The sequence below is a fragment of the Robertmurraya korlensis NBRC 107688 genome (assembly GCF_001591645.1).
GTDB lineage: Bacteria > Bacillota > Bacilli > Bacillales > Cytobacillaceae > Robertmurraya_A.
Genome location: NZ_BCVH01000001.1, coordinates 647571 through 671377, shown reverse-complemented (window position 1 = coordinate 671377; position 23807 = coordinate 647571). Strand labels below are relative to the sequence as shown.

Below are 23807 nucleotides of genomic sequence, written 5' to 3'. Positions count from 1 at the left end.
TTTAGTGACCTCATTATCCTAATTTCTGGTATACGCGGGCACTAAATCATAACTTAGGGCATGGAAAAATAATGTGTTCGGAATCTACATTTTAATGACTTTTTTTTCCTGTAACTCGTTAAGAACATTAACAAATTAAACAAGAGCTCTATAAATTTCACGCAGTTTAATCATATATGAAAGCCGCCATTGTTTTAATTTATCCTTAAGAAGCATACCTAATGGTATTGTCTGCTCTGCGCTAAGGGAGTTGTGATGATATGATTCTTGGCACAATAGTAGTTGACTATTTATTTGCTCATCGTTATTTCTCCTGTGAACATAGTTATACCTGCCGTTAGAATCTTGTTCGCGAGCCTTACAATTATCATTTAACATCAGTGTCAATGAGTCATAAATCCGGCTTTTCAAGTGATCCTTCAAAATTGGAAAGAGGATCTCAACACGTTTTTCCATATTACGAGTCATCCAATCTGCCGATGATAAAAACATCTTGCAGTTACCATTATGATGGAAATAAAAAATTCTTGTATGCTCTAAAAACGTCCCTACAATACTACGAACCTTTATATTTTCACTAACCCCTTCAATTCCTGGTCTTAGACAACAGATGCCTCTAATGATAAGGTCAATTTTCACTCCGGCCATTGAGGCTTCATAGAGTTTTTTAATAATTTTTTTATCAGTTAAGGAATTCATTTTCGCTATAATCTTACCATGACCATTTTGTTTGTGGTATTGAATCTCTTTATCAATTAGTTCAAGGAAGGTCTCTCTAATCCCAAACGGAGATACTGATAAATGATGATATACTGGCTTTTCCATATATCCACTTAAATAATTAAAAAAATTAACAGCATCTATCCCTATCTGTTGGTTACTAGTAAGTAGTCCCATATCTGTATAAACCCTTGCTGTAGCATCATTGTAATTCCCTGTCCCCAAATGTACAAACCTCTGTATCTTCCCCTTTTTACGACGGACCACTAGAGTAATTTTGCTATGGGTTTTTAAATGTGTCATTCCATAAATCACATGACAGCCAGCTTGTTCTAATTCTTTTGCCCATTGTACATTATTTGCTTCATCAAATCGTGCTTTTAACTCTACAAGAACGGTTACTTGCTTTCCGTTTTCGGCAGCACGTTTGAGGCTTCTTATGACTGGTGAATCTCCACTGACACGGTAAAGAGTTTGCTTAATTGCTAATACATTGGGATCGTCAGCCGCCTGTGACATAAACTCAACAATCGGTTCAAAAGATTCGTATGGATGATGAAGTAAAATATCCTTTTTTTCAATTTCTTCGAATATGTTCGCTTCTCTATCTAAATCTTGTGGATGCTGAGGAATGTATGAACGTGCAGCTAAACTCTCATGAGATGCCTGTACTATTTTACTAAGTGAAAACAAGAATGTTAAATCCAAAGGTGCTTTTACAAGATAGACATCTTTACTATGAATCTCTAATTCCTCACTAAGGAAATCAATCAGCTTTACATCACTATCCCGCTGCTGTACTTCTAACCTGACGGCAGCTCCCCATTTGCGTTTTTTTAATTCTTCCTCAATTTCCTCCAATAGATCCACTGCTTCATCTTCATGAATGGTAAGATCGGCATTTCGAGTAATTCTAAAAGGGGTAACGGATAAAACTTGATAACCGTTAAATAATTTTTGAATAAAATGAGAGATGACTTCTTCTAAGAGTATAAATTTCCTCGCATTACCCTTTTGGGGAAGTTCTACCAAGCGATCGATCACTGAGGGTACTTGGACAATCACTAAATGACCATCCAACTCTCGATGCTTCTTTTTATCTAGCGCCTTTTCTTCAATAATGACTGCTAGATTTAAAGATTTATTTAATATCATAGGAAAGGGACGGTAGGCATCAATTGCCATCGGAGTTAAAACAGGATATACTTGCTCATCAAAAAAATCTTCTATAAATTGTAACTCCTTAGAAGATAATCGATCAATTTTCAAAATTTCCACCTGTTCTTTAGCTAAAAGAGGGGATAGTTCATCTAAGTACACATGGTCTTGCTGCTGTACAAGATTATGCGTTATTTCAGATATAGCACTTAGTTGCTCTTTTGGGGTTAATCCTGCTTTGTTTTCAGGCTTATTAAATCCAGCTTTCACTTGGTCAAGTAAACCAGCAACTCGGACCATGAAAAACTCGTCTAAATTAGAACTGAAGATAGCTAAAAACTTATATCTTTCTAATAAGGCGTTTCCATTATCTACTGCCTCTTCCAACACCCTTTTATTAAAGTCTAACCAACTTAACTCTCGATTATTATAATAATCAGAATTGTCCAGATGATAAGATTCCATATTCTCGTATGTAGGTACCATGGTTTCCTCTCCTTCTGTCATTATTCGACAAGGTTAAAATTACCATAAATTTGTAAATAAACAACGAATTTTTTGTAAATTTTTTGTAAATAAGTTATATTTTATACAATTTAAAACCCGCTTATTTTCTTAAATACAAGTAAGCGGGTTTCTAAGTGTTCTATAAACTCAGCCCGTAGTTGTCAGAGTTGCCTGGACACCTGGAGCGATTGCTGGATACGGATAGTTAATTTCTTCTTCAAATTCTACCCAATCAAGATTTGCCATCATCAGAAGGTAGCGTTTGCCGCTAGTTGGATCACTAATGATGATATGATCACGACCTGCTGTTTCTACACGGCCATAGTAAACCATCGAGTTCCATTTGTTATTACCTTGATAGGTAAAATAAAATGTACCAATTTTACCTTTGTTGAATCGTAGAATATTTTCAATAAATGATTCCTCCACCGTACCACCTAGAAATTGCTGTCCGGTCCCCATCGGAACCACCGGAACTCCGTATGAAGGTCCAGAAGGCATAGCCCCAGTTGAACCTGAAGGGATAGTTCCAGGATAGCCGCCGGATGGCATAGTCCCCCCCGGATAACCCGGGGACATTGCCCCAGCAAAGCCGGTAGGTTGTGGGACAGTTTCCCTCATCAGGGAAGATGGATAATAACCTAGATAATTCATTTGATAATTGCTAAAGCCTTGGCAAGACATGAAAAATCAGCTCCTTATAATTTATCTATAAAACTCTTCACAGTAGCCCGGGACAGCGACATAGAAGCAATGATTCTTGTATGCATAATCGAACTTCGTCATGGGTGATCTTGGCATCGTAGGGCTACAAGGGGCTCGGAACTTTTTCCCAGGACTAGGGTTAAAAAACCACAAATTCATTCTAGACCGAGGTTCCCTATGACCTTGCAACAAATTTCTAGCCCTCTGGAGGTCAGCTTCGTCGGGCCGTTGTGTATACAATGCTCCGTTTAAGACGGGCTCGAAGTGAGGAATTCCAGTTCCAGGTATCGTTTGATAGATTGCATGCCTAATATTACGAAGGTTTTTGAAGTCAGGAGCACAATCAGCCTCGACCCGGTTGGCAACAACTGTCCCTACCTTGTTCATCCCTTGAGCTCCTTCGCCTATTGCTTCTGCCAGCATGAGCCTTGCTAACTCCTCCACGTCACGTGAAGTATGTTTTATTCTTCTACCCATATTCTCACCCCTTCGGCTTATACAAGTAACTTATTAACCGAAGCTTGCTTTGGTAGCTTGCCTAACAGCCTAATTTTGGAAATAGATATTTTTTCTCTTACTTTTCTATAAAAAAACACCCACCCCTGATAGGAATGAATGTTGGTAGGACTATTTATTTTAACCTCACGTATCACTAGAAATCGGTTTCTAACCGTCTCATGAACTCTTCTGCCGCACTATACCCTTGTTGCTTAAGAAGCCAGTTATTTGCCGCAGCTTCAATTAAACCAGCCACATCCCGACCAGGTTGAAGTTGAATCTCTATATGAGGAATTTGAACCCCCATATATTCTGTATATTTTGGTTCGTGATCTAATTCATTGTTCAGAGAATTTTTCTGCCATTTTGTTAACTCAATATCAAGAGCGATCCTCGTTTCATCTTGAAACGCTTTTCTTCCATATAATCGGACTACATTTAATAGCCCAATACTTCGTAGAGCTAGAAACTCTTTTGTTTTCCCATCATGGGTTCCGAGAATGGTTCGTGGGCTGAGTTTTTTTAACACTACAATATCATCAGCCACAAGTCGGTGACCTCTCCCAATCATTGTATGTGCCGTTTCACTTTTCCCTACACCTGAGTTACCCCGAAGTAAAATGCCCATTCCATACACATTGATACAAACCCCGTGTACTGCAATTTCTGGAGCCAAAGTTTTCAGCATAAAATCATCCAAGGTTGTAATGAACTCAGAAGTTGTTTGATGCTCGTTTGTACATAACAAGGGGATTCCCTCTTCTTTACAATACTGTGTTAAATAGGTTAACCCTTCCTGTCCAGCTGTAACTATAAAACATGGTGGGTGGTATTTTACAATATTACCTATTCGCATTTGACGTTCGTCTATACTTAATTTGTGCAAATAAGTAATTTCTTTTCTTCCAAGTATTTGAACCCGTTCAGTGGGAAAAAAATCAAAGTGGCCAACAAATTCTAAACCCGGGCGATGGGATCGTGGTTGCTTAATTTGTTGTTTTAATTTATTATCTCCAGTTAATATTTTTAATGAAAATTTGCGAACTAAATCATCAACAGTTAAAATCTTCACCTGATACACGCTCCATCCTTCTTCACTCTCTATTTATGAATGTTGAATTAATTATACTTGTTTATTGCCGGATTGGTTTCATTTCCTATAAAAAAAAACAGCCAAATAGACTGTTTTTACTTATTTATTTTGACTGGTACAAGTGAAATAAATTTAATTATACATTTCCTGCATATACTCCCTCTGTACCTTCTTGATTACCGCAAATCCTTGATCCTCAATCTTATCAACTATATCCAAAGAACTTACAGAGTTAGGTTTGAATTCAATAACAAGTTTTCCTTTTGGTGAAGACCCTTTAAAGGAAATAACCCCAACGACTCCCTCAATTTCTTTCTTAATTAAAGATAGGCTATCTACACAACAGATTCCTAGTACATATAAAGTAATTCGATAAAACAAGTATAACACCCTCTCCTGTACTAATTCTTATCGATAACTTAATAATAAACTACTATTGTTTTCATTAACGTGATTTGAATCAAATCTGGTTAATCTTCGAGTTACATCCACTCTAGATAATTATAGCCCTATTACATAGTTATACCAATATTGGGAAAAATAATGGAAACATTATGATATGGAGTAGGAAAATGAAACTCACTTCCCTTATCTTCAATAAGTCCAAGAATAAGGATACCAAACAAAATTCTTCCCAACAGAACTCCCAACCAGTTCAAGAGGTACTGCGCACATTAGAAGGAAATACTTCATTTTTTAAACAAGCATTTTCTGGTTCAGATGATTTAAAAATAAATGATATAAATGTTAGAAATAGAAGTGGAATTTTAGTCTATTTAGAAACCATGGCAGATAAGGAAAAAATCCAAAAGAATATCTTAAAACCTATTATGGAAGCAGAACCTAACCTGGTTGAAGATGTACTGAAATCTACATTCCAGAAGTCGGATAACTTGTTCCATGCTCAACGAGAACTATTAAATGGTGCTTGTATTTTGCTATTTGAGGGGAGCAAGGAATGTTACATGTTGGATGTTTCCATATCCAAAGACCGGCCAGTCCAGGAACCAAGTAACGAACAAGTCATTCAAGGCTCCCATGAAGGGTTTGTCGAAAATCTATTAACTAATCTTCATTTAATTAGGAAAGCGCTCAAAACTCCCAACCTAAGAATGGAGAATCTAAAAATTGGAGACCAGATTCAATCTCAAATATCTCTGGTTTATCGGGAAGATCTTGCTAATAAAGAACTAATAAAAGAATTCAAAAAGCGAATTGCTGGTATTTCTATAGATTATATACCTAGTTTTGGATATTTACAGGAGTTAATTGAAGATTCGACCTGGTCGCCCTTTCCCCAAATATTATATACAGAGAGAGTAGACCGTGTGGTAGGTCACTTAAATGAAGGAAGAGTTGCAGTTTTTATCGAAGGAAGTCCTTCTTGTTTACTCATACCTATCACGTTTTTTGCCTTCTTCCATTCCCCTGATGATTATAATTCACGTTGGATCATTGGCTCGTTTGTTCGTTCCTTGCGATTCTTGAGTATTGTTATCGCGGTTAATTTACCTGCTGTATATATTGCTGTAATCGGTTTTCATTTCGAAGTACTACCAGATGAATTAATTCTTCCAGTAATTAGTTCCATTAGGAATATACCCTTTCCACCTTTAATCGAAGCACTTGTTATGGAGTTGACCATTGAATTAATTCGTGAAGCAGGGGTACGCCTTCCATCAAGAATCGGACAAACAATTGGTATTGTTGGAGGGCTTGTTATTGGTGATGCAGTTGTCCGTGCCGGTCTTATTTCGAATACCATGATTGTTGTTGTTGCCATTACAGCGGTTGCTGCCTATAGCATTCCTGCCTCTGCCATGAGTGATGCCGTTCGTTTTTTGCGCTTTATTCTTATGTTACTAGCATCTACTTTTGGCTTTGTTGGGATTGCTTTTGGAACAATGATGATATTATCACATTTATGTCGACTTGAATCTTTCGGAACCCCCTATTTTTCACCTTGGGCTCCTTTTCATTTTAAGGACTTGAAAGATACTTTTATCCGCTTACCTATCTGGAAATTTAATTCAAGGCCATTTGATGCGAGGTCAACCACCAATGATAGACAATCTATGGCTAGAGGATGGAAGTTTAATGAAAAAAAACAAAAATAAAGTCACAAATAAACAGCTTGTATTCATGATTATCCAAGCTCAAATTGGTGTAGGAATTCTATCTTTGCCACATGATGTAGCATTAGTAGCCAAGCAGGATGGGTGGATTTCCACTCTACTAGCTGGCGTAATCTCACAAGTGATTATTTTGATTATTTGGGGACTTTGTAGAAGATTCCCTTCCTTATCTTTATATCAAATACTTCCTAACTTACTTGGGAAAGTGTTAGGGAAATTCATTACGCTTAGCTATGCCCTTTATTTTATGGTAACAGGGAGCTTAGTTTTGGCAAGATATAGTGATATCATTGATAAATGGATTTTACCTCGGACACCCAATTGGATTACTATGGTTTTAGTACTAATTACATGCATTTACATTGTTGGTGCAGGTGTAACCAGCATAGCTCGATTCTATGTACTTGTGTCTCCTATACTATTTTTGTTAATCGTATTGATTTCCTATAGTCTCAAAGATGCAAACTTTCTTTATATTTTTCCAATAGGAGGCACTGATCTCCAAACGATATTTAAAGGTACAAAAGAAGCAGCTTTCTCTATGTTAGGCTTTGAACTCTTTTTATTTATCCATCCATTTGTACAAGCTTCTGGGAAGGGTAAGCTAAAAGCCATTACCACTGCTAATATATTTGTCACAACCTATTATACCTTTATGGTGTTTGCAAGCCTTGTATATTTCGAAACCAATACTGATATCGCACTGACTCCCGAGCCATTATTATATATGATTAAAGCATACTCTTTTCAGGTTTTAGAAAGAACGGATTTATTTTTCTTATCACTCTGGCTCATAGTCGTTGCTACTTCCATTGCAAACTGGCTGTTTTTATCAGCAATGGGCTTTGCCAGCCTTTTTAAGAAAATACCTTATACCTCGTTTCTGCCACTTGTAGCAGGAATCTATCTAGTTTTGGCTCTTCTTCCTGACCAAGAAAGGGACTTTGAGAGCTTTAATAAATTCCTTGGGCCATCTCACTATATTTTTATTATCATGATTCCTTTTCTTCTATTAATAGTTTCGTTAGTTTTGTCGAAAAAGGAAGAGGTGAACAGGGGATGAAAAGGAAACTACCTATCCTCTTACTCTTTTGTATATTACTTACAGGCTGTTGGGACCAACATCTGATGAAGAATGCTATACTGGTACAGATTTTGAGTTATGATTTAGAAGATAACGATGATTTTTTATTAGGAGTTTCTATCCCTATCATCGAAGACCCCTCGGGAGGAGCACAAGCCTTGGTACAAAGTGAAACATTCTCCGCAGTAGGTCTAACACCCAGGGATTCTCGGAAGAAAATAGCTCGAGAAATATCTGGTACATTAGATACATCAAAGAATAAATTAATCCTTTTCGGTGAACAAATGGCTGCTACTGATATTTATCCTTCATTAGATGTCATTTGGAGAGACCCAAGAAATTCACTAGGGGCCACCTTAGGAATTGTAGAAGGAAAAGCAGTAGACCTGCTTAAAATAAAACCGAAGCATAAGACAAATGTTAGTGAATATATTCAAGACGCCCTTACTAGTGCAGAAGAAAACACTATCGTTCCAAATGAAACTATACAGACACTTGCTTCAGAGTTGCTAGATCCGGGTGAAGATGTAGTGCTCCCCTATCTTAAATCGAATAGTAAAAAAAGTGCTATAGTTGTTGGACTTGCCTTAATGGATGAAAGGAAATATTCAGGAAATTTATCACCACAAGATTCAACCCTCCTTCTCTTGTTGAAAGATAAAATAGGAAAGTACGCACGATTTACAACTAAAGTAAACGATGAAGAGGAGTTCGACATAAATAATTATATTTCATTTAGCGTTCAACAGTTAAAAAGAAAATTAAAGGTTCAAGTTAATGATGGAGTCGTTTCTGTTTATCTTAATCTAAATGTAAAGATTAATATTGAAGAATATCCGAAGGGTGATGTACCAGAACAAATCAATCGCCTTAATGAGGTACTATCAAAAGAGCTCACAACTGACGCCGACCGGGTAATAAATACACTACAACAGGCGAATTGTGATGCATTCGGTATCGGGAGGAGGTTAATGGCGTTTCATCCAAAGACTTGGGAAATGCAAGATAAAAAAGATTATTTTAAGAATGTCAAATTCACTACTAAAGTAAAAGTTGATGTGATTTCACACGGTATTGTTATGTAAGCAATAGAAAAAGGAGGATCCACTGGATGCTCCTTCTTCTTCTGACCTTGTTAGTTTTTCACTATCTTGGGAAAGCGTTATATTTTGACACTCGGATCATGGTATTCGAGAAATATTTCCTAAAGTATTTTTCTACTTTTACATGTAGATCTTTTTGGTACCACTTTGATAAGTTATGTTCTTCAAACAGCGTAGGCATTCCTAACTGTTCTGAACGCTTCCCCATTAACCCGTCTCCAATTGAAAGCGTATCAATCCAAATATGATTGACGATACCGTTGAATATTTTTGGGAAGTCAGGAGTAAAGGGCAAAACAGGTGAAATAGAAGCTTGGGTAGGAATCCCTGCCTTATTCACTTCTCGTAACGCTTTTAGCCGTAACTGAATACCAGGAGCAAGTGGAGCAAAGATTTGTTTGATATCTTCTCTATCCGTTTCTATCGTTATTGATACTAGGACTTCACATTTTTCTTTTAATTTTCCTAACAAATCAATATCTCTAGTGACTAAAGGGCTTCGTGTTTGGATTTGGAGAAAATCTGGTGGATTTTCAATCATTTCTTCCAATATTCCTCGTGTAATGTTCACTCTACGTTCAATAGGTTGGTAGGGATCAGTGGCAGAAGACATAAAAATATTGATAGATTTGTTTCTCTTACGAAGTAGTTTTATTTCCTTCTGGTAGTTTTCCACCGCATTTGTTTTTATGTCTATCCAATTCCCCCATGGAATTTCTTTATACTTTTGAATTGGCATTTCTCTTACGTAACAATACTTACAAGAAAATCCACACCCACTATAAGGATTCAATGAATGGGTAAATCCAACATCCAAATATCCCTTTGCTTCAGTAAGTATCTTCCTAGAGGTAATTTCAGTAATCGTAGTATTCATTTCTGGGATTTCTCCTAGTCCTTACATACTTCTTCCAATCTATCTTATAGATTGAAAATCACAACTTCAGATACCCTCAATCCATTTATAGAAATAAGTTTGACTAATTTAGGGCATGTTTTTTCCATATAATTAGTGGAGTTGATGCACTAAGTTGTTTTAGGATGGGGTTTCCAGTAATTAGTGGATTCAATGAACTAATTTACCCTTTACGACATGTAGTTTCCAATAATTAGTGAATTTAATGAACTTATTTGCTCTTTATGACACAGATTTTCCAATAATTAGTGGAATCAATGAACTAAGTTGCTCCTTAGAACATATAATCCCCAATAATTGGTGTAATCAGTGAACTAATTTGTTCTTCAGGATGCAATTTCCAATTATTGGTGGAACTAGCGAACTAGGTCCACCTGTTTAGCGATACAATTCCCCATTAACAAATACCTATACTAATTAAACTTCATTTTATATTCAGCTTGGAATGTTTGGCCAGGTTCAAGCATGTTTACTCCGAATTTTTCTTTAAAGTTCCCGGATGTACCATACCTATCAGCAACCCCGTACCATGGCTCAATACATACAAATGGGGCAATACTGCCATCTTCCTCGTTATATTTTGACCAAATTCCAACAAACGGGAAATTCTCAAACATAACCTCTACACCATGACTGGTTTTATTTGATACCAACATAATTTTATCGATATTGCTATATACGAGAGCATCATGCGAGAATAATGAGTTCCCTAGTTGCAGGGTTTTAATCTCATTAATGTTTCGTTTCTCGTGAAGCAGAGAGTTCGTCAGTTCATATTCCGTCACATTCTTATCTGCAGCAGGGGTAAACTGCAGACCGTAATCCTCAATGGTTTCATTTTCTAAAAGCGGGATCTTAAAAGCAGGATGAGCACCAATAGAAAAATACATTTCCTGCTCATTTTCATTCACAATTTCCCATTTTACAATCAGGGAGTCATCATTAAGCATATATCGGATGATAGCTTTAAACTCATAAGGATACACTTCAATAAAACGACCAGTAGATTCAAAAATAAAATCAGCGCTTGTTGCTGTCTGCTCTAGTACATCGAACTCAACATCACGTAAAAAACCATGTTGTGACAGCTTATACGTTCGCTCATTAATTTGATATTGGTCATCTTTTAACCGTCCAACTATCGGAAACAAGACCGGAGACACTCGTCCCCAATATGCTTGATCACCTGTCCACATATAGTCTAGATTATTTTTCTTATGCTTTACTTTACGTACCTCTGCTCCATTTCTTTCTATGCCCACTTTTAACCATTCATTTTCGATTTCAATCATCAGCTATTTCCCTCGTCTTTCGTTCTTATGTATAACCTCTATAGTAAAAGACTCTCTACAAAAAGGAAAGTGTTAACCATAAAGTTCTTAAACCCCTAAACAGAACAGGTGTTTTGTTGTAAAATAGAAAAGTTGATCTGATATATCAACAACAATAGAATAATAGAGGTGCAAACAATTGAATGGTACAACACATGCAGTAATTGGATCAACAACGGGATTTGTAATTGCTAATTCTTTGCAAACTTCCCCGTCAGTAACACTTTTTCTCGTCGGACTAGGAGGCGTCTCAGGGTTAATGCCTGACCTAGATATTGACGGGAAGCTTCGTGGAAAAATAACTTTGTCGCATAAGGTGATTCAGTTATCTGCGCTAATTATTGGAATGATGATGGCTGTCTATAGTTTCTTTGAAAAAGCAGAAAATGAGAGGTGGCTAGGAATAGGCATAGGCTTTTTGGTTATTTTGATAGCTTCCTTGATTAAACAAAGACATATGCTAACAATCACAGGGGTTGCTGTCTTAGTGGGAGGGTTTTCTTTAGACGAATTATGGTTAATTCTATTAGGAATATTTATTGTAATGGCTTCCTTTTCTTCTCACCGTAGCTATACCCATTCGATAGTTGGCGTTGTTTTCTTTGGATGTATAGCAGCAAATTTAGAAACTACACTTGGAATTAAGGGTGTGTTCTTTACCTGTCTTGGCGGTTACATAAGTCACTTACTAGCAGATCTAAAAATACTACCGGTGAATAAACGGGGAGTTAAACTATTCTTGCCATTATCATCGAAGGAAGTATAGTTAATTTTACAAATGGTGGAAAGTAGAACACCCCTTTAATAAAAGGGGTGTGTACTAACTTAGATTTCAGTGAGTCAAAGTACCTTTTTTAATAAAGTAATCTCTAGGTTCTCAAATCCTCCTTTTTTTTTATGAAACTCTACCCTCCTTCTTGCTTCACTCTTTAGGATAGCAATGAATTCAAAGTCTAAATTGTGTTTCTTTGCTTCTTGAATAGCTAAATACAGTTGTTTGTCGCCCATTGATTTAAGAGAGTTCATATTTTGTTTCTACCCTTTAGGGTAGACAGATAAACAATATGATGTGTTTAATCTTTTATCAATATGCTGTTAGTGCTTTTTCCGAAGGCATTTTCCCTCTTTGTAATTCGTGAAGACTTAATCCAAAATCTAATTGTAGATGGGGATAATCTTCGAATCCGATCCAATCTCCCCCCCACTCAAATCCAAGTTCCTTCGCATTTTCAACAACTTCCATCCAATCGGCCACACCATTCCCATTTCCATCGAACTCCATATCCCAAATGACCTGTCCTGACCCTGTCTTTAAGGCAAAGTCCACTGCCAGTCCAAAGTTATGAAGCGACTCGCCACCTTTTGCATAGGTAACAATACTTCCTTCTGTCGTCCGACCTTGTTCATATAGGATATCCTGTTCCTCCACACTACGGAATCCATCTGTAATCAAAACGGTAATTCCCTTATCCGCCATATTTTGAATGAGTAAATTTGTCCTCTCTTCTACTACCGGGTGAAGAGCAGTTGGCAATGGCACGTCTTCTTTAATATATTGATAATATATAATGATTGCAATTAGAATCATGCAAATGAACATCCAAAATCTTTTCATGGTTGCCTTTCCTTTCAAAAAGTAGATCTTATAAGAAATAGACGAACTTGAGGAATTAATAGTTTCATTTTTTTAGGTTATAAAATAGAAAAGAGGATGCTATCACCCTCTTAACATACCTTCTTTTACCCATTCAGACTTGTCACGACCTCTGAGATTGTAAACTCTACTACCTTTGTTCCAACGGTGTACTCGCTACCTGTGTATAAACCATTCCTTTCAGTTCCTGTTGAAGAACCTCCTGAAAATAACGTATAGCTAGAACCATTTACTAAGTCCGGTGAACTTATATATAGGGACTGATAATCTTTTTCTGGCGCAAATGTGGCGATCGTATTACCTTCACTGTCCTCTAGATGAACGATTGTTCCTGCAGCCTGCATTTTGGGAAATGTCATCAAAATTGCATTCTGTCCAGACATCTCGGAGGATGCCTGTGTTTTCGTGCTGCCCGCAGCAACTAATACACCGCCTGAGATTTCAAACGTATCAACATAGTCTATTTGACCGTTCCCAGCATCGGTTGGTCCATTTACTACTACTGTACCACCTGTCATAATAAATGATCCATTTGAATCCAAACCATCTCCCAATGAGTTAACAGATACATATCCACCTGTAATTTGAATAAGGTGCTCCTCTGAAGTGGATTCTAGCATGTTATCTTCTGAAGAATCAGCTCCACCACCTACATTTAGACCATCGTCCGCAGAAGTAATGTCGATCGTACCTCCGGCAATCGCTACAATTTTACTTTCAATTCCCTCATAAGTCTTTGTAATTGTAATATCTCCACCCTTAGTCACCACTGAAGAATCAGCATGAATACCATCATCTCCAGAGTCAATTGTAAGTTCCCCAGCTTCGAATAAAACACTATTGCTACTGTGAATGGCATCATCGTATGAATCAATCGTAAATGTTCCTCCACCAATCGCTAGCGTCGATGTTGCCTTCAAACCTTTTGAGCTTGTTGTTTCTGTAGCGGTTGCCGAGTCATCGGAATGTCCTCCATCAGCGAATTCATTGACTCCAATCGTTTCCGGACTTCCACCACCCGTTGTAATGGTAAAGGCTCCATCCAATATATACAGTGAAGTTTGCGCTTGGATGCCATCATTGTCAGCTATAATGGTATATGTTCCACCTTCAAGGGCTATATTTCCTTTTTCTGCATCTTCATCATTAGTTGACTTAATACCATCACCGCCAGCTGTAAGTGTTACATTCCCAGCTTGAACAGCTACTAAGTCTCGTCCCACAATGGCATCATCTACAGCTGTTACCTCAATATTGCCACCCGTAATTCTTAACTCATCTTTCCCGATGATTCCATCATTAAAGTTCGCCTCTACAATAAGCTTCCCATCTCCATTAATGGTTAAATTATCTTTACTAAAAATGGCAGAATTTGGTTCCTCTTTTTCTTTATCATTGTATACATACTTTGTTCCATCAGAAATTGTATTTTCTGTCCCCTCTGGTAAGGAGATCACCATCTTTTCCGCATCCTTTACATAAATAGGAGCGGACGCACTGTTATGAATGTCTACTCCATTTAAGACCAGTCGAACAGTACTTTTATCCTCTGCTTCCACAACGATTTGTCCATCATCTAATGTTCCACTTAGAACATATACCCCACCCGTACGGATGTAAATAGTACTTTCAGAAACAACCACAGCTCCTGATCCTTCATAGGTGGCTGTCCCCCCATTCAATTGAATATACGTTGGATCTTGACCCTTCCATTCTGTATAAAGGTCATCATCGCTGTAAGTAGCTAGATCACTTACAACCGTTTGAATATCACCATCACCAATTGTACTTAATGTGTCAATATTTACTTCTGCATTTAAATTAGTTGATGTTACTGTTGTTGAATCTTCACTATTACCACAAGCAAATAATATCGTTGTACATAAAAGTGGTGCAAGTAATTTTGTAAATTTTCTTTTCATCATTAGTAAGCTCCTCTTTTCTTGATGAGCCTATTATGTAAGATCAACCTTAACAAAACCTTAAATTTCTTTTAAGCTATCATTTCTAGAAATACTTATTAAAATGATGAAGTTTTAACTACTTGTTGGTAAAATATAATTATAATGTTCCATTAGCGTTGAGTTCCTACATCTGTATTTGAAATTAAAGGGTGAATAACATGATTAAAGATAAAAGAATTAATAAAATTGAGGAATATATTACTAAGAATAAATCTGTGTCATTAGATGAATTAATGAGCGTATTTAACGTGTCAAAAAACACCATTCGCCGTGATGTTCAGGAACTCGTTGAAAAAGGGGATTTTAAAAAGGTTTACGGTGGAGTTGCGGTAAAAGAGGATAAGCATGCGAAGTTAGAATCTTATCAGGACCGTAAAGTACGTAATGAAAAAGCAAAAGAGAGGATTGGGAAAGCAGCCGCAAGTTACGTGAATGATGGAGATATCATTTTTATTGATTCAGGAACAACTACAATTGAGATGATTGAATTTATCAATAAAAAAGAGGTCACCGTACTCACTAATAATCTCGATTTTATCGTGCGTGCACTTCCTTTTGATAATCTAAATGTGATTACAGCTGGCGGAATCCTAGAAAGAAAAACAAATTCTTTTGGCAATTTGAAAAACATGGATATTCTGAATACATTTAATGTTAACAAGGCATTTATGGCATCAACAGGAGTTTCCTTAACAAACGGAGTGACAAATGCTTCACCATTTGAAAGCGAATTAAAAACTTTTATGGTTAATAGAAGCCCTGAAGTATTCCTATTAATAGATCACGATAAATTCGATAAATATGGGTTAATGACTTATTGTGGGTTAGATAAAATTAATACCCTTATCACAGATACCCTTCCTAGTGAAGTGTACCAAAATTATTTGGAAAAGAACGATATTCAACTTATGATTGCCCAATAAAAAAGGTCTTTGGAGTATTCTCCAAAGACCTTTAGCTTTCTCTTTAGTCTACCGTAACAGCATTCGGTGCAAAATACTTTGATAACACTTGTAAAGTGGTGTCTTTTGCTGTTTTAATTGCCTCTTCAGCATCTAGTTGATAATATTCCGGTCTAAATAACTCAACTGATGCACAATCCGAGTAACCAATTTCTTTTAATGCCGATAGAATACCATCTAAATCAATTGCACCTAATCCAGGCCATAATCGATCATCATCAGTTAAAAATCCAATTGGGAAATCTTCTGTGTCATCCATGTGTAAAATAAAGATTTTAGAACCATCTGCTTTTTTCAAGTCTTCCATTTTCGATCCCATTGCATGGAAATGGAAACAATCCAACACTAATCCTACATTGTCACGATCGACCGTTTCGATTATTTCATAAGCCTGACCAAAAGTATTTACCGTACACTGTGGATGTCCAACAAACTCAACAGCAATTTTTATTCCATAGGGCTCAGCAATATCTGATAACTCCTTCAAAACTTCCACACAGCTATTATTAATATCTTCTTTAAGAATTTTTTTGTCTGTCACTAAAGGTACTGCTACCACATATTGAACTCCGATTTTCTTACCTACTTCCATCATGCCTTTAAATTCCTCAATAATAGCCTTATAGCCTTCCTCGTCACGATTATTAAAGAATACTAAAGCATTAAATGCTAATGGTTTAATGTGATGGTTTTGAAAATAATTCGCTAAATCCTCGATGGTATGGTCCTTTAAATATTCAGGTAATTTATCCATTGTACGTATTTCAATTAAATCATACCCATATTTTTCGCAAAGCTCTAAATCCTTTTCAAGAGTAGAGTTTTCCAATGTGGTAGCCTGATTAAAACATAATTTCAAAGGGATCGCCTCCATTTTTTTTTTGGCTGTTGTAACCTAATTTATCAATTGTATGAAATATGCCTTTTACAGCAATGAATTAGACAGTTTCCATTACTGAGTTTTCAGAATAAAATGCTGGTCTTTCTAGAAGTTTAATAGCTTCTTTTTGACCGGTATTTTGTGCTTTTACGCATGCGTCTGATGTTACTGCAGCGATGTATCCATCCCAAGAATTAGGGCCTTGGGGCTCCCCTTTTTTCACGATAGAATCTATAAAGTCTTGAATTTCTACATCGTATGCATCCATAAAACGGTATTTCCAATCCATTAAGATACCAGAGCTCAACTTACCTTGTTTTCGAGTGACAACACTAGGAAACTCTGGTAAATATGCTACACCATCTTCGCCAATCACTTCGCATTGAATATCATAACCATACTTACAATTTACAAACACCTCAACATTCATAACAATTCCACCGTTTGTTTCAATGGTAAAAAGTTGAGGATCCTGTAATTTATCATGTGAATATTTTGTTTTTCTCGGAAACACTACTTGAACTGACTTATAATCATCATTTACTAACCAGTGTAAAGCATCAATTTCATGAATCAATGTATCTACTACTGCCATATCAGTAGTATAGTTTTCACCAACCTCTGGATTACGGTGGACCGCACGGATCATTAATGGTTGACCAATCTCACCTTTATCAATCGCTTCTTTTAGTTGAACATATCCACTATCATAACGACGCATGAATCCCACTTGTACTAATTTTTTCCCTTGTTTCATTTCTGCTTCTACAATACGTATACAGCCCTCTGCAGTTGTCGCAAGTGGTTTTTCACAGAATACATATTTACCAGCTTCAACTGCTGCTACTACAGTTGCTTCATGTGCAGGTCCCCAGCTTGTTACAAGTACCACATCAACATTTTCATCGGCAATCAATGTCTTATCATCCGGATAAATAACAGCATCTAATTTGTAATGCTCTACTGTTTGTTTTGCTGACTCCTGATTTACGTCCGTTACTGCGACAATTTTCCCACCGGATAATTTGTTTGTGATTCTATCAATATGTTCTCTTCCAATTGCTCCTGTTCCAACTACACCAAATCCTAAAGTCATGACTTTTTCCTCCCTATATATAATTGACTCTACTATTCTTAGTATTAATTCTAGAAGTAAAGATATCGAAACATTTGAATATATGTAGAACTGATTCTAGTAGAGTATTTTTAACCTTTATTGGTTTACAGTGTTACGTAATTCTGGTTTATTTTGATCACGGAAATAAGCTTCTAACTGTTCAAGTGACTTGCCCTTTGTTTCTGGTAAGTATTTATTTACAAAAGCAATAGCCCCTATTCCAAGAACAGCAAATATAAAGAATGTTGCAGATAAGCCTACTGCACTTAGTAGTATTGGGAATGAAAACCCAACAAGGAAATTGGTAATCCATAAGCAGAATACGGTTACACCCATTCCAAGCCCTCGTAATTTAAGCGGGAATATTTCTGATAGCATAAGCCAAGTAACTGGCGAGATAAAGCCTTGTTGGAAAGCAAGGAATGTGACAGTCATAGCGAGAACCGTGAACGGAAGTGCTGCAGATCCATCAAGTAATACAGAGAATATTCCAATTAAAGTAAGTGCAATAGTCGTTCCAGCCAATCCGATTATAAGCATTGGTCGACGACCGATTTTTCCTAGAAGCCAAATACCTACGAATGTGGCTATTACTGAGATAACACCATTTGCAATATTACCAACCAGTGCAGCATCTGTTGAGAAACCTGACTGTTGAAGTATCTGAGTACCATAATACATAATAGAGTTAACACCTGTAATTTGTTGAACAATCGCAATACCGATTCCAATAAAAACAATCCGGCGTACCCAAGGTATGTTTAGATCACTAAAAGTAGCCTGTTTTATCCCTGTTTCTTGTGATATATTATCCTGAATTTCCTTAAGTTCCGCTTCAGCACGATTGTGTTCACGAATTTCCTTAAGAACGCGTAACGCGTCTCCAATTTTTCCTTTTGAAGCTAGCCAGCGAGGACTTTCTGGTACAGATAGCATTCCAAACCATAAGATAATAGCTGGTAGTGAAGCAATGACTAACATATAACGCCAAACATGTGCTACTTCTTCGCCAAACGCAGTTCCAAGAATGGCATTAAAAACAAAGGCTAATAGCTGTCCTGATACAATCATTAATTCATTCTGGGTAACCATCCTACCCCTTCTTTCAGCAGGAGACATTTCCGCTAAAAAGGATGGAACCATTACAGATGCAGCACCGACCGCTAGACCTAATAAAAGGCGAAATACAATCATAACACCTACAGAAGGTGCAAGAGTACAACCGAGTGCTGCTAGGAAAAACAGAAGCGAGAGATTAAGAATCATTTTCCGGCGGCCAAAACGGTCTGATAAACGTCCCCCAAACACCGCGCCTAATGCTGCTCCAAATAATAGTGAACTTGTTACTAGTCCTTCACTTACAGGGGTTAGATTAAGTTCATCTGGTCGAGCCATATAAGGCAACGCTCCGTTAATCACACCTGTATCATATCCGAACAGTAATCCCCCAAAAGTGGATATAATTGTTATCTTTTTTAATGCCTTTTGGTGTTTTAGACTCTTGTTAGTAGTTAGTTGATTACTCATGTTACCCTCCCCCATTTAACAATAGTAATTTGTTAACTAAACCTATCTTTCAAGTTTTCATCACTTATTTTTCAATAAAAGGATCTCTCTACTATCCGTCACCCCCAAGCTCTGCTATGTAGGTCCCACAGGGAACATCGTTAATAACCAAAGAGTTAAACATACTTGGAAATACAAAGAAAGCGATTCCAACTAAACTTAAAAATTTTACTAGTTTATTAAAAGTTTATTATATTTTGGGTAACTATTGATCATCTATGTGTAAATAATAATGTGTAAAACGCTTACAGTCAACACCTTTTTTTAAAAAAATACACGACAAATAGGAGATAAACATTACATCTATCTCCTATTGTAAAATATTGCTATAATACGGATTTATCAATATACTTAAAGTAATAGTAACATTACAGAAATATGCGCTTTTTTTTAGAAATCTTGCTATTTAAGTTTTTCAGGAGGCTGAAACAATTGGGCGAAAAAGGAGTATTGCCAGGTTCAAAACTTTTTTTCCATACACCTAGTAATTTTGCAAAAAAAGCTCTCTATTATCCTTGTAGTGGCGGAACTTATATTCTTTCAGACGTATATGAAACTAAAAGAAATCATTTCGAACAGTATTTACTCATCCATATTATAAAGGGCAAAATGGAAATTCATTATAATGAACACGTGTTTATTGCTGGTGAGAATTCCTTTGTATTTCTTAATTGTAATAAGCCCCATCTCTATAAAACGTTAAAGGATACAGAGCATAATTGGATTCATTTTAAAGGAAATGCAACAGATGAATATTATGATTTGCTTTTTGAAAAAAACGGTTGCGTCTTTTCGTTAAACAATAATTGGGAAGCCCCAAAATGCTTGAACAGGATCATTAGTATGATGGAAAATGAAAGGGTTGAAGAACATGAGGCTTCTGTCATGATACATCGAATACTTTGCGAATTAGAAAAAGCATCGAACCTGACAATAAATAGTATAGAAGAGACCGTTAGGAATGCGGTTGCGTACATTGAGACCCATTATAGCGAGGAATTAAATTTAAGTGATATCGCAAATTATGTAAGATTAAGCCCTTATCATTTTTCTAGGGTATTTAAAAAACATACCAATTTTACACCTCATCAGTATTTGATTAACTATCGCGTGAATCACGCAAAAGGGCTTCTGTTTACTTCAAATCTAACCGTAAATGAAATTGCCTTTAAGTGTGGATTTAATAGTGTTTCTCACTTCGTCACCACCTTTAAAAATCAAACAAATTTATCACCTAAGAAATATCGAGATTATATGTTTACCAAAAAAAGCTGAATATATTACAAGGGATGTCTTCATGTAAAGACATCCCTTGTTATACTATACTAATTCTTTTTGAAGTAATAATTGATTAATATACTTCTTTGCTTTTAATGCGTATTCAAATGGATTCGCCTTTGCTGGATCTTGCTCTGCCTCCACAACAATCCATCCCTTATAGCCACTTTCAACAATTACTTCCATAATCGGAGCAAAATTAATCATACCATCACCTGGAACAGTAAATACACCTTTTTTTACAGCCTCTAGGAAACTATCCTGATTTAGTTTAACCTCTTCTGCCACTAGCTCTCGAATATCTTTGAAATGAATATGCTTGATTCGTGTTTGGTATTTACGATAGATTTCAATTGGATTTTCACCTGAGAATACAAGGTGACCCGTGTCGAATAATAAGGATACTTTCTCTGGAGAAGTATTTCCCATCAGACGGTCAATTTCCTCAGTAGTTTGAACACCGGTTCCCATGTGGTGGTGATAAACAATCTCCATCCCTTTTTCATGAGCTAGTTCGCCTAATGCCTCTAACCCTTGTGTTAATTTATTCCAATCTGAATCCGTGAAAACTGGTTTTTCTTTAAATACTGGGGTGCTCATTTGACCTTGAACACTATGACCTTGTTCCGATACAACGATTACTTTTGCCCCCATTGCATGGAGGAAATCACGGTGTTCGATAAATGCTTGTTTGGTTTCTTGAAATGGTTTTGTTGTTAGAAATGAGCTAAACCACGCGCTTGCAACTCGTAGATTTCTTGGTTCTAAATATCTTTTTAATGTTTCGGGGTCACGAGGATATTTAGTCCCTATTTCGGTTCCTGTGTATCCTGCTAACGCCATTTCACTTATACATTGTTCAAATGTATTTTCCTTGCCTAGTTCTGGCATATCATCGTTCGTCCAAGCGATTGGTGCACATCCAAATGTAATTTTAGCTTCTTCTAACATTGTTTTTCCTCCTAAATATAGAATAATAGTTTTCTGTATTTCCTTTTTCCTTACTAGCTTTTGAATTAACCTCACCCATGCTCCAACCGATGATTAAGACGGTTGCGACCATACCCAGAATTCCGACAAAATAGAATCCTGCCTTAATTCCCATAAGAGAATTGAAGATTCCTACTAAAAAAGGACCAACAAAAATTCCGATTGCATATAACGCTTGATATGCTCCCATTGCAGTTGCTCGTTTCTCAGATTCAATCCTATCAATAGCCATACCTAACAAAAGAGGGAAAATTAAACCCAATGAAAATCCACTAATCATTTGTATGAATAAGAATAAAGCTTTTGTCTGAACAAAAGGAATGAGTAAAGTGATAATTGAAGTCATGAAAAAAGCAAGCCTCAATGATTTCCATTCCCCTAACAAAGGAACAAACACACGGCCCATAAAAAGAGTTGCAATAGCATGCGGAATCATAAAGGCAAATACCATAAATGTGATTTCAGCAGGTTTAAAGCCGATTTCCAATGCATAATTAGAGCTAAAACCAAATATCGTTGAGAAAATAATACTATGTGCTAGGATTGATAAGAGAGCAATCTTTAACAACAAGGGTTCCTTCATAACTATCATTAAATCTCTCACTCTTACAGGTTCTTTCATTCGCCCTTCTCTTGGCTCAAGAATAAAGAAAGACAGAATGGCACCTAGGATACTAAACCCAGCACCTATCCAAAACGGAGCTTTCCATCCCCATACATCGACAATATATCCACTAAAAGCCATTCCCAAAAATTGTGCTAAAACGACTATAAATGAGATACTCCCCATTGCGCGATGGACTTCGTCAGCAGCGAAATAATTGGGATACAATACAGAAAATGCAACCCATGACGCCGCAGCTACTCCAGCGAGAGCACGGGCAATGAGTATCCATTCAAGGCTGGCTGTAAATAAAAAAATAAAACAGCTAAAAGCACTCGCAACCATTCCAAACATAACAAATGGTTTCCTCATCTTTATAAGATCTGAAATGATTCCGATTGGAAGTCTACAGAGCAACTGCATGAGACCATAGCTACTTAAAACTATTCCTATATAGGAATAGTTCCCTCCAAGTGATTTTATATAAGGAGACAAGATTGGCACGTATAAAAAATGCGGAAACCATAAAAAAAAGGAAACAACGATAAAAAGATTTTTATTTCGAGAAGAACTCATTAGCTCATCTTCTTTCATATTTGCAGGGGATATCTACCGTTGTAATAGATATCCCCCAACCCATCTAGAATGCCTTATGACTTGACTTAAATTCTCGGATTTTTTCTCTAACCGTTTCTTTTACCGCTTCTTTTCCTGGTGTAAGAATGCTACGCGGATCATATACACTTCGATCTTTGGACAACACGTCTCTCACTGCTTTCGTCCACGCTTGTAAACACTCTGTATTCACATTGATTTTGGCATGACCAAGTTCAATGCATTCTTGAATTTGATAAGAAGGGATACCTGAGCCGCCATGCAAAACTAGTGGAATATTCGTAAGCTCTGAAATCTCCTTCATTTCTTCAAAACCAAGCTTTGGCTCACCTTGGTATGGTCCATGAACAGAACCCAGTGCAGCCGCTAATGCATCTATCCCTGTTTCATTTACCATTCGTAAGCATTCATGCGGATCTGCATATTTTATACCGCCTATTAGACCATCTTCATTACCACCAACTGTCCCCACTTCCGCTTCAACAGAAACTTGACGAGGGTGTGCATAATCTACGACTTCCTTTGTCATCACTATGTTTTGGTCAATTTGAAAATGTGAACCATCAATCATAACAGAAGTATATCCTGCATCAACGGCTTCTTTACAACGAGCTACACTCATCCCATGATCTAAATGCAATGCTACCGGGACCGTAATTTTCTTTTCTTCTATTATTCTCGTTACCATAGCAGAAATGGTTTTAAAGCCACCTAAATAATCTACAAGGCGGTCAGAAGACGAAACAATAACTGGAGATTGTTCTTCTTGTGCAGCCTCTAATATGGCTTCCGCCCATTGATAACTGTTTATATTAAATGCCCCGATGGCATATTTTCCTTCTTTTGCTTTTGTTAGCATCTCCTTCATTGAAACGAGCCTCGGTGATACTTCTGTTGTCATCTCGCCCATCACCTCTCTTAACACGA

22 protein-coding genes are annotated in these 23807 nt (G+C 36.8%); 6 read left to right on the top strand and 16 right to left on the bottom strand.

Annotation, left to right across the window (positions count from 1 at the left end):
• Positions 1-135: 135 nt before the first annotated feature.
• The 5 genes from BKO01S_RS03345 to BKO01S_RS03325 all read right to left on the bottom strand — a co-directional run bounded on the left by BKO01S_RS03345 (position 136) and on the right by BKO01S_RS03325 (position 5062).
• Complete coding sequence (locus BKO01S_RS03345) at positions 136-2364, bottom strand: RNA degradosome polyphosphate kinase (protein WP_084361927.1); 2229 nt, start codon at positions 2362-2364, stop codon at positions 136-138.
• 168 nt (positions 2365-2532) lie between these two features.
• Positions 2533-3069, bottom strand: coding sequence for a spore coat protein GerQ (gene gerQ / locus BKO01S_RS03340; protein ID WP_066048559.1), 537 nt, complete (start codon positions 3067-3069; stop codon positions 2533-2535).
• 21 nt (positions 3070-3090) lie between these two features.
• On the bottom strand, positions 3091-3567 hold the full coding sequence (locus BKO01S_RS03335; protein ID WP_066048557.1) for a cell wall hydrolase: 477 nt from the start codon (positions 3565-3567) through the stop codon (positions 3091-3093).
• A gap of 175 nt (positions 3568-3742) precedes the next feature.
• Positions 3743-4660 carry an HPr(Ser) kinase/phosphatase gene (hprK, locus tag BKO01S_RS03330; RefSeq protein WP_066049552.1) on the bottom strand — a complete coding sequence of 306 codons (918 nt, stop codon included), beginning with the start codon at positions 4658-4660 and terminating at the stop codon, positions 3743-3745.
• Positions 4661-4813: 153 nt separating this feature from the next.
• The gene (locus tag BKO01S_RS03325; protein WP_066048554.1) at positions 4814-5062 is read right to left on the bottom strand and encodes a heavy-metal-associated domain-containing protein; all 249 of its coding nucleotides are present in this window, start codon (positions 5060-5062) and stop codon (positions 4814-4816) included.
• Between the two features lie 191 nt (positions 5063-5253).
• Here BKO01S_RS03325 and BKO01S_RS03320 point away from each other — a divergent pair, with 191 nt between their 5' ends.
• Genes BKO01S_RS03320 through BKO01S_RS03310 form a run of 3 tightly spaced genes read left to right on the top strand, consistent with a single transcriptional unit; the run spans position 5254 to position 8985 of the window.
• Entirely contained in the window at positions 5254-6798 is a 1545-nt protein-coding gene (locus BKO01S_RS03320) for a spore germination protein (protein WP_066048551.1), read from the top strand.
• The gene (locus BKO01S_RS03315; RefSeq protein WP_066048547.1) at positions 6779-7879 is read left to right on the top strand and encodes a GerAB/ArcD/ProY family transporter; all 1101 of its coding nucleotides are present in this window, start codon (positions 6779-6781) and stop codon (positions 7877-7879) included. Before BKO01S_RS03320 ends, BKO01S_RS03315 begins: the two co-directional genes overlap by 20 nt.
• Entirely contained in the window at positions 7876-8985 is a 1110-nt protein-coding gene (locus BKO01S_RS03310; protein WP_066048546.1) for a Ger(x)C family spore germination protein, read from the top strand. The genes BKO01S_RS03315 and BKO01S_RS03310 overlap by 4 nt, the downstream gene beginning before the upstream one ends.
• A 61-nt stretch (positions 8986-9046) precedes the next feature.
• On the opposite strand, the gene BKO01S_RS03305 is transcribed toward BKO01S_RS03310, so the two are convergent.
• Positions 9047-9880, bottom strand: coding sequence for an SPL family radical SAM protein (locus BKO01S_RS03305; RefSeq protein WP_066048543.1), 834 nt, complete (start codon positions 9878-9880; stop codon positions 9047-9049).
• Between the two features lie 452 nt (positions 9881-10332).
• Positions 10333-11211, bottom strand: coding sequence for an aldose 1-epimerase family protein (locus BKO01S_RS03300; RefSeq protein WP_066048541.1), 879 nt, complete (start codon positions 11209-11211; stop codon positions 10333-10335).
• 178 nt (positions 11212-11389) lie between these two features.
• On the opposite strand from BKO01S_RS03300, the gene BKO01S_RS03295 reads away from it, so the two are divergent.
• Positions 11390-12016 (top strand): metal-dependent hydrolase, encoded by a 627-nt coding sequence (locus BKO01S_RS03295; protein WP_066048538.1) that lies wholly within the window; start codon positions 11390-11392, stop codon positions 12014-12016.
• A gap of 74 nt (positions 12017-12090) precedes the next feature.
• Here BKO01S_RS03295 and BKO01S_RS25140 read toward each other — a convergent pair whose 3' ends face one another.
• From BKO01S_RS25140 to BKO01S_RS03280, 3 genes are all read right to left on the bottom strand, one after another.
• Complete coding sequence (locus tag BKO01S_RS25140) at positions 12091-12258, bottom strand: sporulation histidine kinase inhibitor Sda (protein ID WP_369690983.1); 168 nt, start codon at positions 12256-12258, stop codon at positions 12091-12093.
• A 76-nt stretch (positions 12259-12334) separates the two neighbouring features.
• A complete protein-coding gene (locus tag BKO01S_RS03285; protein WP_066048532.1) occupies positions 12335-12865 on the bottom strand; it encodes a M15 family metallopeptidase in 531 nt (176 codons plus the stop codon).
• 125 nt (positions 12866-12990) lie between these two features.
• Positions 12991-14829 carry a carbohydrate-binding domain-containing protein gene (locus BKO01S_RS03280; RefSeq protein ID WP_066048529.1) on the bottom strand — a complete coding sequence of 613 codons (1839 nt, stop codon included), beginning with the start codon at positions 14827-14829 and terminating at the stop codon, positions 12991-12993.
• A 197-nt stretch (positions 14830-15026) separates the two neighbouring features.
• Here BKO01S_RS03280 and BKO01S_RS03275 point away from each other — a divergent pair, with 197 nt between their 5' ends.
• Complete coding sequence (locus BKO01S_RS03275; RefSeq protein ID WP_066048526.1) at positions 15027-15791, top strand: DeoR/GlpR family DNA-binding transcription regulator; 765 nt, start codon at positions 15027-15029, stop codon at positions 15789-15791.
• Positions 15792-15834: 43 nt separating this feature from the next.
• Here BKO01S_RS03275 and iolI read toward each other — a convergent pair whose 3' ends face one another.
• The 3 genes from iolI to BKO01S_RS03260 form a co-directional block, all read right to left on the bottom strand.
• Positions 15835-16689, bottom strand: a complete 855-nt coding sequence (gene iolI, locus BKO01S_RS03270; RefSeq protein ID WP_066048524.1) for a 2-keto-myo-inositol isomerase — start codon at positions 16687-16689, stop codon at positions 15835-15837.
• Between the two features lie 79 nt (positions 16690-16768).
• Positions 16769-17806: a bifunctional inositol 2-dehydrogenase/D-chiro-inositol 1-dehydrogenase gene (iolG, locus tag BKO01S_RS03265; protein ID WP_066048517.1), complete on the bottom strand. Its 1038-nt coding sequence runs from the start codon at positions 17804-17806 to the stop codon at positions 16769-16771.
• 117 nt (positions 17807-17923) lie between these two features.
• Positions 17924-19354 carry a sugar porter family MFS transporter gene (locus tag BKO01S_RS03260; protein ID WP_066048513.1) on the bottom strand — a complete coding sequence of 477 codons (1431 nt, stop codon included), beginning with the start codon at positions 19352-19354 and terminating at the stop codon, positions 17924-17926.
• Positions 19355-19825: 471 nt separating this feature from the next.
• Between BKO01S_RS03260 and BKO01S_RS03255 the strand changes: the two genes are divergently transcribed.
• Positions 19826-20668: an AraC family transcriptional regulator gene (locus BKO01S_RS03255; RefSeq protein WP_066048510.1), complete on the top strand. Its 843-nt coding sequence runs from the start codon at positions 19826-19828 to the stop codon at positions 20666-20668.
• Between the two features lie 45 nt (positions 20669-20713).
• Here BKO01S_RS03255 and iolE read toward each other — a convergent pair whose 3' ends face one another.
• The 3 genes from iolE to fba all read right to left on the bottom strand — a co-directional run bounded on the left by iolE (position 20714) and on the right by fba (position 23781).
• A complete protein-coding gene (gene iolE / locus BKO01S_RS03250) occupies positions 20714-21622 on the bottom strand; it encodes a myo-inosose-2 dehydratase (protein ID WP_066048508.1) in 909 nt (302 codons plus the stop codon).
• Positions 21606-22841 (bottom strand): MFS transporter, encoded by a 1236-nt coding sequence (locus BKO01S_RS03245; protein ID WP_084361957.1) that lies wholly within the window; start codon positions 22839-22841, stop codon positions 21606-21608. The genes iolE and BKO01S_RS03245 overlap by 17 nt, the downstream gene beginning before the upstream one ends.
• A 64-nt stretch (positions 22842-22905) precedes the next feature.
• Entirely contained in the window at positions 22906-23781 is an 876-nt protein-coding gene (gene fba, locus BKO01S_RS03240) for a class II fructose-1,6-bisphosphate aldolase (protein ID WP_066048505.1), read from the bottom strand.
• Between the last annotated feature and the right edge of the window lie 26 nt (positions 23782-23807).